Genomic DNA, 12,646 nt, shown 5'->3' on the forward strand with positions numbered 1-12,646 from the left:
ATATGATGCTTTATTTCCTATACACTTTTTTAGTTCAAAACTTTATTAAAAACTTTTTAATTTCCTATTGACTATTCATAGTTGGTCTCCTTATTCAAGTTGCCTTTGTGCCATGTTATATCGGCACTCATTAATAGCAGTATGTCCCTGTCAGAAAATTTTATTAGAACAAAATAAAAGGCTACATTTTCATTGGCTTATTACCAAGAAAAATGTAGCTTTAATATGTTTTATCCAATAGATTATCTCCATGTAACCGGATAGTCTAAATATTGGGGCAGTTTGGTGTTTCGATTACCTTTTGCAGAATTTATTTGTCCTTGTGATAAAAAAACTGCATCTCTTAAATCCGCATTACTAAAATCTGTATCCCGCGTATCAGCCCCTAAAAAAATTGTCCCCTCAAACACACAATTATTGAAATTTGCAGCAATTAACAATTTTGTGCTCAAATCCAATCCGCTCATATCTTTATTCTTAAAATTTTTCCCAAGGAAATCAGATGGACATTTCTTATTTTCGCAGCCCAAGCTCTTCTGCAGTAAACTGCAAACCTGTTTTAAAAGAATATTTACCCTGTCTCTGTAATTTTCTATATCAAACATTATAATATTTTGAGGTTTGGAATTACATATCATTTCATTTTCTTCTATTAGGGTTTTGATATCATTTTTCAACATCTTTGCTGGAAGAATTGCCATGGCCTCTAGTAAAAAGTAACGTATTTGATATAGTTGAAACACCACTATAAATACATCAAACATTTCTTTTGCCTGGGTTGGCACATCCTGCCATGTTTGCCCGAAATAAATGAATTGGGTTACCTGCTGACCTGCGCCAAAACAATCATATCCAATGCAGCCTTTCATTTTACTTTTTTCAAGTTCTCTATGAACTTTACATCGAAAATCCTTTTGAAGATGAATACAAGGTTTTCCTTCCGATTTATCTTCTGGAAATCCATCTATTTTTGAAAAAAATAGTGCTGTACAACACAATCCACTACATTTCGAACAGTCTGATTTTAGTGATTGTAATAATATCGTATTTTCATCATGTATTTTAGCCATTTGTTTACTCCGATAAATTCTTGTTTGATTTATAATACCACGATTTACCGCATAAAGAAAGAATTCAGTATTCTCCAGATGAATCACGAGCTCCGAGCACAAACATTATATTAAAAATGTATCAATGGTGAATTATGGAAACAGAAAGTTATTAAATTTTATTTTTTGGACTTGACCCCCAATATTATACAAATGCTATCGTTGGAGATATTGGAATACAGCAGCAGTGAAAGTTTATCAGGAAACCGGTATTAGCATAACAGGGGAGGTACATGAAAAATATTTTGTTAATCCAAGCATTGGAGAACTTAACAGCAGCATTATTTTTATGGTTGAAAGCAAAAAGAGTTCCCGGTGAAACTGGAATACTTATAGAGCGGTTGTTGAAGAGGCTAGAGGCATATCGGGAAATCCCAGAACGAGTCTAACAGTAGAGACAGTTAATCTCATCTATTTTGAAAAAATTGAACGGGCGCTTTTATCTTTGATAAAGATTTGTTTCAACATTTACATCAAAACTGACAGGAAAAAAGAACCACCTCAGCAGTCCTCTCTTCCCATCATTTATTCTTGTGTTGTTTAGGATAATATGTTTTTAATAAAGGTTCTATTATTTTATGCAATACAATTGCCAATAGCATAGGTACCACTATTAAAGCCAGGGGTGTCATTCTAATTAGTAGAATACTCCCTGCTACCAGCGCCATCACCAGTACCGAATAGGGCAAATGGCCAAACAACATATAGACGGCAGCCTTCAGGTACCAGGCAATGGTCATCTCGAAGCGCGACAGCAAGAGGGTTGCATAAGTCTGGATAATTAGCAGCAAACCTGTCATAATTCCATAGAACATCATGCCTGCTGCTCCGATATTACCCTGCCCGTGAACAGATAAGATACCCATATTAATCAGCAGTACTGCTTGTATCGCAAAAAATAATACAGTGAGCGGTACACCCCGCTTTAAATTTCCCCTATAAGATTTTAGAAAAGTCTCGGAGACATACCCCTTATCCTCCAGAATACATTTATGCACCGTATCATATAGTGCACTACAAGATGCCATAAAGGTAATCAACGGCAGTGAGCCGATCAACCATAAGACCCCCATTAAAAAAATATCAAATACCTTCCATAAGCCATGATTTACTCTTTCCATCTAACATCCTTTTCCTTAGCTTTGTCGTTTAAATACAGGCATATCGGCCAGTGGTGCCTCCACTTCATAAACCTTGCCGCCATCGTATTCCTCATCACTGCCAACTCTTCGCCATTTTCCTGCGGGCAAATAAACCTGGCGGCTCCTCATCCCCTCTTCTAATATAGGTGCCACCAGATAGTCCGGCCCAAACATATACTGGTCCTTCAAATCCCAGCATCGCTTATCTGACGGGAACTCATAGAACATCGGACGCATCGGCGGCGTTCCCTTTTCATGTGCCGCTGTCATAACTTCCTGCAGATAAGACTTCATCTCTAACCGCAGTTTAAGATAGTGTTTCAATATCTGGTAGACTTCCTCCCCGTAGCTCCACAACTCATTCGGTGCACCGCTTAACCGCCTGGCACCACCGGTGTCACCGATGGGGTCTGCGACCGGCTTCCGAAAGCCGTGCATCCGCAGCACAGGACAAAATGTTGCAAATTGAAACCAGCGAACCAGACACTCTTTAAAACTCTCATCGCGTATATCGGCACCTTCAAATCCACCGATATCCGTAGTCCACCATGGAATCCCGGCGATACCCACGTTAAGCCCGGCATAGACCTGCTCCCTTAACGCCCGGAAGGAAGAATCAATATCTCCTGACCATAACAATGCCCCATACTTCTGAGAGCCCAGCCAGACACAGCGGATTAAGTGTATCTGATCGTTATGCCCTGCCTCCTTCATGCCCTCATAAGCCATCTTAATATATTCACGGGGGTAGATGTTGCCTACTTCCATATCGGCACCAGCCTGGTAACGGTAGTTCATATAATCATAGTCATTAAACTCCGGTTCTGCTTCATCAAGCCAGAAGTCATGGACACCCTTATCCAAGTAATTTTTCTTTAAGAGGTCCCAGACATATGCCCGCGCCTCAGGATTGGTAAAATCAATCGTAGCCGCATCTCCCAGTTGGATTTGTCGATCCCCTGAGTCGTTGCGGGTCAAATACCCTAACTCCTTCATCACCTCATAATTCTCACTATTTTTTTCCACCGTAGGCCATACAGATACAATTAGCTTTGTGCCCATTTCCTCTAGCTCTTTAGTCATTCCTTCCACGTCAGGCCAAAGCACTTCATCGAATCGAAAGTCTCCTTGATTGGGCCAGTGGAAATAATCCGCTACGATTACATCTAAAGGCAGTCCTCTTTGCCGGTATTCCCGCGCCACGCTCATCAGCTCCTCCTGAGTACGGTAACGCAGCTTACACTGCCAGAGGCCCAAGCCGTAATCCGGCATCAGCGGGGCTTTTCCTACTACTTTGGCATATGCTTCTTCTATTTCTGCCGGCATGTCACCGGCCGTAATCCAATAGTCAATTTGGCGGGTTGAGGACGCAATCCATTCTACCCGGTTTTTCCCGAAGAATACTTCGCCCACTCCGGGGTTATTCCACAGCATCCCGTAACCCTTATCAGATAACAAGAACGGTACACTGGCCTGGGAATTCCGATGGCTCAGCTCTAGCTTTGCTCCATTAAGATTTAAGATGCTTTGCTGATATTGGCCCATCCCGAATAACCGCTCCTCTTCGTCACCTTCAAAGCGATTCACAATCTTATAATAAGAGGTTCCGCGAATCGGACTGTAGCTTCGCGAAGGAATTGCCAGTGAACTGTTAAATGTCTTCTTATTCGAATAATAGGTATTGAACTCGTTGCGGTCGTACTCCTCTAGCAGCTTCTTACCTGTCCCGCTGTGGTAAAATGTCAGTTTCCCATTCGCTCCCACCATACAGGTCAGCTTTCCTTGTATAAGCTTATGATAATCCTCACCTTCTTCTATGATCAGGTCTGTGTCAGAAATCACTTCAGTCAAGGCGCTTAGCACACTGTTAACGGGTAGAAATTCCCCGTTGTGGGTAGCTCTGATACGCAAGGAATTAGCTCCCCAGCTTTCGATTCTCAAGGTCTCGGCATCATACCTTCTGATAAATGCCCGGTCTTCTTTTTTAATCATTGCCGCCTCCTGTTCAACTATACTGATGAAACCAAACCATCATGTCCTTAGTTCCCCTATTGGCCCAGGCATAGTAAGGTATCAGAGTGAGTTCCTCCTCTTTGAAGGTGACAGTTGTATCGAATTGATAAAGTGCACCCTCTCCTCCTTCTTCCACCTTTGCTGGGATTCGCAAAGCTTTGATACCCAACTCTTTCACGGCCGATAAATCTTTGGTGGTACCGATGGTTTTCGCTGCTTTAACAGCTGCTGCCGATATTCGGTAAGCAGTCAACGGATAGGGATTATCGACACCTTCCGCACAGTATACGAAGGGCCCTTTTTGCACTGTCAGCCGATTGGCATCGGCGATTACCCTGGCATTTGCCCGAATCGACATTACGGCAGTATCAAAGGTAAGGGTCAAGCGGTCCTCCTGCCATTCTCGCTTAAAACTCACATAGCCATCTTCCGCAGGCACATGAATCACTTTCTGATTAAGTTCTAACTTAACGTTAGAGGCCCAATAGGGAATCCTGATTCTTAGTTCGTACTCCTTACCATTGCCCTTTACTTCATAACTCACTTCATTCTGCTTAGGAAATGATGTCTGCTGAACAATGGACAGCTGATCATCAAAGCAGGTTATCTCACTGGCTGCAAATAGATTACCGTACACCACCTGTGCTGCCTCATCTACAGTATAAAAATAACGTTGTACCGAACCGATGGTCCGGGCAAAATTCGGCGGACAGCAGGCACAGCTATACCACTGCGGCCGATTGTACAACACATGCCCCTGGCCGGGGTTGGTATCACAGATGGCCCCATGAACCTCCGTGGGATTAACATAGAAAAAGTGAGTTCCATCAATGGAAGCTCCTGACAGGATTCCGTTATATAGGGCCCGCTCGATTACATCTATATACTCGACCTTAGGTTCAAATTTGTACATTTCATAGGCAAAATATACCAACGCAATAGAGGCACACGTCTCGCAGTACATCGTGTCGTTGGGCAAATCATAGTCTCCGGAGAAAGCCTCGCCGTGAACGGTGGAGCCCACCCCGGCGGTAACATACAACTTCCTATCGACGATATTTCGCCAAATCGCTTTACACGCCTCGTAGATTTCCCTGTCCTGATTATGCACTACCAGCCGCGCCATTGCTGCTGCCATATACAGCATACGGACAGCGTGACCCTGAGCCGTACGCTGATTCTTGGGCTGGGCATAGGCCTGCATATAATAGAGATCGGACGGCACCTTACTATATTTGATTGGCAGCCCTTCCCGTTCATTGCGCTCCAGTTCCTTTTTATAGAAGTCCGGATCTTGTCCCCGGATATCGAGTAAGAACTCCACCAGCGACAGTGCCTTCTTGCTCCCCGTTAGCTCATAATATTTCAAGAGTCCGATCTCTACTTCCTGATGGCCATCGGCTCCCTTTATCTTACCATCTTCATAACCAAAATTCTGATCCAGATTATCGAGGATTTTATCTGCAACCTTTAAAATCTTTTGATTGCCCGTCACCTGATGGTAGGCCACCGCCGCTTCTAACAGGTGACCCATGCAATACATCTCATGGCTGTAATAAATCATCCGATATCGCAGTTTCGGCTCTTGCACCTGAAAATAAGTATCGATATATCCATCCTCATCCTGCGCTTTTTCAATCAAGTCTACAAGACTTTCAGCCAGAGCCTGCAGTTCTTTATCAGGGGCTGTATAGAGACTATATGCAACCGCCTCCAGCCACTTATAAACATCACTATCCTGAAAAATCGTACCATACCGCTCGCCTTCACTGATTCCGGCGGCAATCCGCAGGTTTTCCAGCGCATTACTCCTTTCATCATCAAAAGTTCCGATTTTATTTTCATTTTCAATTTTTACAGATGCATCATTATCAAGTACTTTGTACTGAAAGGGAATGCTCTTCTCCTTAATATTCCTGATATAGTAATTCCAAAACTCACTCTTTACTGTTACCTTTTCTAAGCCTATTTCTTTTAGCATCTTCCTCCATCCTCCTATTTACTCTTTGACTGCTCCGGCCGTCATCCCACCAACGATATACTTCTGAAGAAAGACGAAGATTAGCACAATCGGCAAAACCAGGATTGCCCCGTATGCCATAATGCTATTCCACTTCATCCCATACTTCGTTTGGAACTTATAGATATTCGCCGTCAGTGGCCGCATCTCCGTTTTGACGTTAAAAGTCATCGAATAGACAAGATCATTCCAGCCACTTAAGAATGATAGTACCGTTACAGTAATAATTCCCGTCTTAATTGCAGGGATCATGACCATGAAAAAAGATTTCAGCACTCCACAGCCATCAATTCTCGCGGCATCATCAAGTGCCACCGGCACCCCTTTAAAATAAGGACGCAGAGTAACTACTATAAAAGGCACCGACCCTGAAGCAATGGCTATGGCCGGCCCCAGATACGTTCCCAGAAGCCCCACTTTGTTGAAGATCAGATACATCGGCGTCAGCATCAAAGACGCCGGCAGCATCTGCGTAACCAGGAATGTAAGGAGAAAGGCCCGGGAGCCCTTCATCTTATATTTTCCCATTCCGTAAGCCGTAGGAACACCAAAAATCAGCGCCAGGCACATGGTTAAGATAGAGATGATGACACTGTTTTTCAGTGATCTTAGGAATGCCGGATCCCGGAAGTTATCTATCCATGGTGCCACCGTAAAATCATGGGGATAATACGTCAAAATCTTGCCAAAAATCTCTTCATCCGATTTAAACGACATTGTCAAAAGCCAATAAATAGGAAATAAAAAGAGCAACGCAATTAATACGGCGATAATGCTATTAATAATATTACTTCTCTTCTCTTTATTCATCCTAGTCCTCCTCTTTAGAAATCAGTCTAAGATAGAATACGCCGACAATAAACAAACATAGAAACAGGATAATTGCCGCCGCTGCCCCCTTAGAGAATTCAAACTTCTGAAAAGATAGCTGATAAGCATACGTTCCCATGGTATCCGTAGCATTCATAGGCCCTCCCTTGGTCATAATAAACATCAGGTCGAAGGCTTTAAAGGTGTAGATAAAACCTAGCATCAGTACCGCCAGCATGGCTGGTTTCACCAGTGGTAAAGTGATAAAGAAAAACTTCTGAAAAACATTAGCACCGTCGATCGAAGCACTTTCATAGACATCGGCCGAGATGTTCGATAGTCCTGAGGTCATCAGCAGCATGTTGTAGGGAATACCGATCCAGCAGTTAATGGCTATCACGGCGAACATCGCAGTCCCGGAGCTAATCAACCAGTCAATCGGTTTATCAATTAACCCAACCTTCAGCAGCAGGTCATTTACCACTCCGCCATCGATCGCGAATATATTCTTACCCAGCAGACCGGCTACCGAGGTAGGAATCATATAACTGATTAATATCAACCCACGCATCGGTCCTGATAGTGTTGATTTCTTCTGAAAATACATCGCAAATAAAAAACCAATGATAAATTGAAAGATTAAGCTGAAAATGGTAAACACAAACGTGTTTTTCATAACCAATAGAAATACGTCATGGCTAAATAGTTCCTGGTAATTCTGCAGGCCTACAAAAGTGGCGGTACCTGCATTAAAATTTTTAACATTAATATTCTTTAAACTAAGAACAAAGTTGTAAACCAGCGGGTATCCAAGTACCAATAACACGTATAGGAGTCCCGGCAGGATGAAGAAATATCCCTCATATCTTCTGCGCTTTTCCATCTGCTATCTCCTATTTTAGTCGAGGTTAATTGGCGTTTCCTTAAGAATGGGATTAATAATCCCTGCTGCATCGTCAATTGCCTGATCCGCTGTCTTATCTCCTAACAATGCCGCCTGTTCGTTACGATAGATCGCTTCAGAGATGGTTGGCCATTCTGGATGGGGGCCTCGTGCCACGGCATAATTCATCACCTCGGTGAAGAGGGCAAACCGTTCATCTTCTTTCCAGACCCCGTCTAATTCAACTGAATCTTTCCGTACTGGCTGGCTCGTTACGGCATTACACCACTCAGTGTTCTTCTCTTTGGTCATGACAAACTTTAAAAAATCAATAGCGACTTCACGGTTCTCAGAGCCTGCACATACGCCTAAGTTCTCCCCTCCGAGGCTGGAAGAGTGCTGCTTATCTTTCGGCAAAGGTGCAAATTCCATGTTAACATCTGTCTCAATCTCACCCTCATCCACCTGAGCTAGATGCCAGGTGCCGACTGTTGCCATAGCGGCTTTGCCAGAGCAGAAGCTTCGAAAGGCCTCATGCTGTGTCCAGTTGGTTGTCTCCTTACTCATAATCCCCTCATCTGTCAATTTCGCCAGGAATCCCATGGCTTTTCGCCCGCCCTCAGAATCCAGAGAGGCAACGGTCTCGCCCGTCGAGTAGAGCCAGGGAATAAACTGATGAGTACCTTCTTCGGTAGCAATTGCTGACATTGCGTAACCGTATACACCTTCTGCCTCATTGGTACAAGCTTTTGCAATCTGGTAGAATTCATCCCAGGTAGTGGGCGCTTTATCAAAACCTGCTTCCTTCAACATATCCATATTGCAAACTAATGCGATACAGTTTGAAGTAGTTGGCAGACCATAGAGATTGCCATCACCATCCCGGCAGCTGTTAAGCGGACCTTCATAAAAGTTGTCAAGCTCGCCCCACTCTTCCAACTCTGCTGTAATGTCATCATACACACCCAGTGAAATATAGGCGGACATATCCGGTGAATCGACCATTCCGATATCCGGAAGTTCCCCTGACACAGCTCCGATGTTATACTGGTTCATCAATTCTTCGCGCGATACAAAGGTTTCGTTAATGGTTACATCGGGATTGATTTCCTGGTACTCTTTGATGGTCTTTACCAAAATCTCGTGCTCCAGAGTGTGATGATAGTGCCAGATGGTAATCTCCCCACTCAGTCCCCCTTCTCCGCTAGTACTGGTTTCAGGCTTTTCCTCCTTCGTAGTGGTCGTGTCCGCCTTTTGACCGCAAGCAGTAAGTGCCATCGCACCTGCCATAGTCAATGCCGCCATAGCCAAAATTCTTCTGCCTCTCTTTCTCATAACCTTTACCTCCTGTAAACTGTACGTTAGATGTACGTTAATAGTTGGGTTAAGTTTATAAAAAAACCGCCATTCTAACAACTGACAGTTTTTTGATAATTGCACTATTTTAAGATAACATTTTAAGATTTTTGTTTTATTTTAAGAAAATCTTATTTTCATTCACAAATGTTCTGACACTTACCCCTACTACTTGCTTAAATACCCGGTTAAAATACTTTTCGTCGGAAAAGCCTACCGCATAAGGTATTTCCCTGGTATCTGTAGCCCCGTAGAGCAATAGCGCCTTCGCCATCTCGATTCGATACTCCTTTAAGAACTTCGAAAATGGTATCCCGATATCCTTAGAAAACAGGTTACTGAAATACTCCTGACTAACCCCCAGTTCCTTTGCCAGGTCCCCCTGGTTAATGACCATAGCGTAATTGGTTTCGATTTCCTTGAGGGCACGCCTGATCAGGGGATGGATCTCCGGATATTTTGCAGACAGGCTTTCATTGCTGATCTTTTTCTGAGATTGTGGTGTCACTTTCTTCATGATCTCCACAATCTCCTCCCGGACAATTGGCTTCACCAGATACCCTAGAACCCCGCACCCAATCGCCCGCCGGGCAATGTCAAACTCCTCATAAGCAGTCAGGATGACGAACTTTGTCTCACACCCGGCAGCCGTCGCCGCTTCAATGGCTTCAATCCCATTCATAAAAGGCATCTTTACATCCATAAAGGCCAAATTCGGCTTCAAAGTCTTAATCATCTCCAGTGCATCTCGCCCGTTGGCGGTTTCAGCAATGATTTCATAATCCTCTGAAAGTGAAGCTATTAAACTACTAAGGCCTTTCCTGGCCCGTTTCTCATCCTCTGCTATTAAAATTCTCATGTTTCCTCCTTATATAAAAACGGAATATAGTTCCCTGGCCTGGCTCGGTTTTCAACTCCATAGTGATGGCCCCGCTGTAAAACTTCTTAATCCGCGATACCGCATTTAAGATCCCCACTCCCGTGCCGCCTGTGCTGGGCACCTTGACATTATAATCTCCTTTCAGCACCGCCTGAATGCTGGCTTCCTGCTCCGCTGTCATACCCCGGCCATTGTCCTCAATCCACATCATCCAGCCCTCCGTAGTCGCTGTTACTTTAATAATAATACAACCACCTTCCTCATAACCATGAAAGCCGTGAACAATGGCATTTTCCACGAAAGGCTGCATCATTAGCTTACAGCATTTTTCCTGCTTGAAGAACTGATCAAATTCAATGCTATAGTCAAACACATCCTGAAGGCGTTCCTTCTGTAGATACAGATATTGTTCTGTCCACTCAATCTCTTTATACAGGTCAACAGTCTGGGCTGACTGATTAAAGGTGTAACGCAATATGTTGGATAACTTCTTAATCATCAGTGCCAGGTGGTCATTCCCCCCCTCAATCGCTTCATAAGAGATTGCACCCAGGGTATTCGAGATGAAATGGGCGTTAATATGAGATTCCAAGGCTTCGATTTCGGCTTCACGCTGCCGTTCCAGAGCCCGTATCTCCTCTTGATGATAATACTTAACTTCCTTCTCTTTATTCTCCAGCGATACCAACATGACATTAAAATGCTTCGCCAATTCCCAGATTTCAGTATTGCCCTTTACTTCGATGCTCTGTTGCTCGCGGCCTCGAGAAATATTATCCATCTCCGACTTAACAATTTTAAGGGGTGACAACAACTTCCTCAAAAGCAAGAACAAAAATATACTAAAGAGTAAAATCGCAGCAATGTAGACCCCCACCCCGCGGTGGAAAATTTCACCCACTGAAGCTTTCATCTGTTCCTTATCAATGGCCACCGCCAACTGCCAGGAACTGCCCCTGATCGGTGCCCGGTCAGTAATAAACTCACTGGTACTAAGATACTCTTCTTCAGTTTTGCCAATTATGCCCTTTTCCTCATGGTAGATAACCCGATTATTCTCATCAATCACATAGGCACTGACATGCTGCTTATCATCACGATTAATCATTTTCAGGAAAGGATCAAAAAGTTTCATCGAGTATGTAACGCACAAAGCCTCTGAAGCATAACTGAAGTTTTTCTTGGTTCCGATAATCGGATAGAGAATATGAAACACCACCTCGTCCTCACGAAACGGATGAATATTCTCTTCAGTCGTTACCACGTAGCGAGGCTCACCTCCCTTATTCAGATTTTTCATCAATTCATCGTAAGCCCCATAAAGAACCGCTTCATTCGAATCATTCCACATTTGCTTTGATTGCTTCTCGTATTTGTCATACTGATATATTTCGCGATTTTCTCCCACAATTGCAAGATTTAGTATCGTACCGGAGTAGCGACTATAACGTTGTAACAGCCTTTGAAATTCCAACTTCCTGGACATCTCAATCTCCTCTTTGGCAATATCCTTTGTTGCGTAGTACATTTCCTCCTGAATAACTATCCCCGAAGCAACCGACTTCTCACCATTCAACTCATCACTGATATCGTACTGCAGGGTGTTAAGCAGAACAGACCGTAAAGAGATATTCTGCTCCAAAAGATAGCTATAGTACTCATTTTTCAAGAACACCTGGAACAATACTACCATACCGATGAACAGTATACAAAACCAAAAGCCAATCTGGTACCAGACACTGCCTCTGAATTCCCGAACCCCTCTCTTTATCGTTCCTATCATCTGTACCTCATCCCTCTCCTAATCGTACCTTAGTTTAAGCTTAATTCTAAAGTATCAACAAACCCCGACATTGTCAATCACACTAACTCATTAGTTTTTTGCAGCAACTAATATATACGTGATAATTTACGGCGTCGTACAACTGGCACAACAGAATTACCGCACATATGCCTCGTGGGGGAGGAAGAGGAGCAAAACATGAATATATTTTTAGTGGAAATTGAAGGCTTAAATATCAAGGGGTATAACACTATATTTGATTACAAAGGTATGGCTGTTGCAAATGATGAAGCATACGTTATTTCTGCGATGAAATGGCGGATGAAACAGACCGGACACAAGGAATTAAAGACGATTTACAAATCCTATACATACTCGACAACACGAAAATCTGACAGCCTAAAAAAATAAACAAAATCATGGAGGAAACCGGGTAAAATAAGAACTGTATTCAAAAAACTTAAAATGTACTCAATGAATATACACAAAAAATAGCGGAAAACATCGCAAATACAATGTTTCCCGCTATCCAAGACAACTGCGGAAGAAGGGACTTGAACCCTCACGAGCGCATTGCTCACAAGATCCTTAGTCTTGCTCGTCTGCCAGTTCCGACACTTCCGCATTTCATGGCGGTGTAAGATATTTAT

11 protein-coding genes and 1 tRNA gene are annotated in these 12,646 nt (G+C 43.3%); 2 read left to right on the top strand and 10 right to left on the bottom strand.

The window, feature by feature from the left end:
- Positions 1-242: 242 nt before the first annotated feature.
- Complete coding sequence (locus tag A8805_RS05860) at positions 243-1,070, bottom strand: pentapeptide repeat-containing protein (protein ID WP_109709286.1); 828 nt, start codon at positions 1,068-1,070, stop codon at positions 243-245.
- 272 nt (positions 1,071-1,342) lie between these two features.
- On the opposite strand from A8805_RS05860, the gene A8805_RS22040 reads away from it, so the two are divergent.
- Positions 1,343-1,498, top strand: coding sequence for a hypothetical protein (locus A8805_RS22040; protein ID WP_181392749.1), 156 nt, complete (start codon positions 1,343-1,345; stop codon positions 1,496-1,498).
- A 132-nt stretch (positions 1,499-1,630) separates the two neighbouring features.
- Here the strand turns inward: A8805_RS22040 and A8805_RS05865 are convergent, their stop codons facing one another.
- From A8805_RS05865 to A8805_RS05900, 8 genes are all read right to left on the bottom strand, one after another.
- The gene (locus tag A8805_RS05865; protein ID WP_109709287.1) at positions 1,631-2,230 is read right to left on the bottom strand and encodes a YesL family protein; all 600 of its coding nucleotides are present in this window, start codon (positions 2,228-2,230) and stop codon (positions 1,631-1,633) included.
- A 15-nt stretch (positions 2,231-2,245) separates the two neighbouring features.
- Entirely contained in the window at positions 2,246-4,243 is a 1,998-nt protein-coding gene (locus A8805_RS05870; RefSeq protein WP_109709288.1) for a TIM-barrel domain-containing protein, read from the bottom strand.
- Positions 4,244-4,256: 13 nt separating this feature from the next.
- Positions 4,257-6,245 carry a glycoside hydrolase family 127 protein gene (locus A8805_RS05875; protein ID WP_109709289.1) on the bottom strand — a complete coding sequence of 663 codons (1,989 nt, stop codon included), beginning with the start codon at positions 6,243-6,245 and terminating at the stop codon, positions 4,257-4,259.
- A gap of 18 nt (positions 6,246-6,263) precedes the next feature.
- On the bottom strand, positions 6,264-7,094 hold the full coding sequence (locus tag A8805_RS05880; protein ID WP_109709290.1) for a carbohydrate ABC transporter permease: 831 nt from the start codon (positions 7,092-7,094) through the stop codon (positions 6,264-6,266).
- 1 nt (position 7,095) lies between these two features.
- Entirely contained in the window at positions 7,096-7,977 is an 882-nt protein-coding gene (locus A8805_RS05885) for a carbohydrate ABC transporter permease (RefSeq protein WP_109709291.1), read from the bottom strand.
- A gap of 15 nt (positions 7,978-7,992) precedes the next feature.
- Entirely contained in the window at positions 7,993-9,312 is a 1,320-nt protein-coding gene (locus A8805_RS05890) for an ABC transporter substrate-binding protein (protein ID WP_109709292.1), read from the bottom strand.
- A 136-nt stretch (positions 9,313-9,448) separates the two neighbouring features.
- Positions 9,449-10,192 (bottom strand): response regulator transcription factor, encoded by a 744-nt coding sequence (locus tag A8805_RS05895; protein WP_109709293.1) that lies wholly within the window; start codon positions 10,190-10,192, stop codon positions 9,449-9,451.
- A complete protein-coding gene (locus A8805_RS05900; protein ID WP_109709294.1) occupies positions 10,167-11,996 on the bottom strand; it encodes a sensor histidine kinase in 1,830 nt (609 codons plus the stop codon). Before A8805_RS05900 ends, A8805_RS05895 begins: the two co-directional genes overlap by 26 nt.
- 198 nt (positions 11,997-12,194) lie before the next feature.
- On the opposite strand from A8805_RS05900, the gene A8805_RS05905 reads away from it, so the two are divergent.
- Positions 12,195-12,407: a hypothetical protein gene (locus tag A8805_RS05905; protein ID WP_109709295.1), complete on the top strand. Its 213-nt coding sequence runs from the start codon at positions 12,195-12,197 to the stop codon at positions 12,405-12,407.
- Between the two features lie 128 nt (positions 12,408-12,535).
- Here A8805_RS05905 and A8805_RS05910 read toward each other — a convergent pair.
- Positions 12,536-12,620: transfer RNA gene (locus tag A8805_RS05910), tRNA-Leu, on the bottom strand.
- Between the last annotated feature and the right edge of the window lie 26 nt (positions 12,621-12,646).

Source organism: Faecalicatena contorta (assembly GCF_003149105.1).
GTDB classification, from domain to species: Bacteria; Bacillota; Clostridia; order Lachnospirales; family Lachnospiraceae; genus Muricomes; species Muricomes contortus_C.

Excerpts from the sequence above, each read along its gene's own strand:
- A8805_RS05860 (WP_109709286.1), bottom strand. The coding sequence starts at position 1,070 with ATGGCTAAAATACATGATGAAAATACGATATTATTACAATCACTAAAA.
- A8805_RS22040 (WP_181392749.1), top strand. The coding sequence starts at position 1,343 with ATGAAAAATATTTTGTTAATCCAAGCATTGGAGAACTTAACAGCAGCA.
- A8805_RS05865 (WP_109709287.1), bottom strand. The coding sequence starts at position 2,230 with ATGGAAAGAGTAAATCATGGCTTATGGAAGGTATTTGATATTTTTTTA.
- A8805_RS05870 (WP_109709288.1), bottom strand. The coding sequence starts at position 4,243 with ATGATTAAAAAAGAAGACCGGGCATTTATCAGAAGGTATGATGCCGAG.
- A8805_RS05875 (WP_109709289.1), bottom strand. The coding sequence starts at position 6,245 with ATGCTAAAAGAAATAGGCTTAGAAAAGGTAACAGTAAAGAGTGAGTTT.
- A8805_RS05880 (WP_109709290.1), bottom strand. The coding sequence starts at position 7,094 with ATGAATAAAGAGAAGAGAAGTAATATTATTAATAGCATTATCGCCGTA.
- A8805_RS05885 (WP_109709291.1), bottom strand. The coding sequence starts at position 7,977 with ATGGAAAAGCGCAGAAGATATGAGGGATATTTCTTCATCCTGCCGGGA.
- A8805_RS05890 (WP_109709292.1), bottom strand. The coding sequence starts at position 9,312 with ATGAGAAAGAGAGGCAGAAGAATTTTGGCTATGGCGGCATTGACTATG.
- A8805_RS05895 (WP_109709293.1), bottom strand. The coding sequence starts at position 10,192 with ATGAGAATTTTAATAGCAGAGGATGAGAAACGGGCCAGGAAAGGCCTT.
- A8805_RS05900 (WP_109709294.1), bottom strand. The coding sequence starts at position 11,996 with ATGATAGGAACGATAAAGAGAGGGGTTCGGGAATTCAGAGGCAGTGTC.
- A8805_RS05905 (WP_109709295.1), top strand. The coding sequence starts at position 12,195 with ATGAATATATTTTTAGTGGAAATTGAAGGCTTAAATATCAAGGGGTAT.